This window comes from Cellulomonas humilata (assembly GCF_013359775.1).
GTDB classification, from domain to species: Bacteria; Actinomycetota; Actinomycetes; order Actinomycetales; family Cellulomonadaceae; genus Cellulomonas; species Cellulomonas humilata.
In genome coordinates, this window is the sequence record NZ_JABMCI010000019.1 from 1 (window position 1) to 266 (window position 266).

Below are 266 nucleotides of genomic sequence, written 5' to 3' on the forward strand. Positions count from 1 at the left end.
AACTGCATCAAGTCCTGCCCCAACGACGCGATCCAGGTGCGGCTGCGCAAGCCCACCAGCGAGCTGTGGTTCATCACCAAGCCCAAGATCGAGCAGTCGATGCTCGCCATGGCGATCATGGGCATCGTCCTGATCCAGAACATCACCATGCTCGAGGTCTGGAACAGCGTCCTCGCCCAGATCGAGGCGCTCACCGGGATCACCAGCTACGCCGTCATCTTCACCGTGGCGTTCGCCGTCGCCGTGTCGGTGCCCGTGGGCCTGCT

1 pseudogene is annotated in these 266 nt (G+C 63.2%); it reads left to right on the plus strand.

What is annotated here, in order from left to right:
* Nucleotides 1-266: pseudogene (locus HP550_RS00095) on the plus strand (4Fe-4S binding protein); the annotation flags it as partial.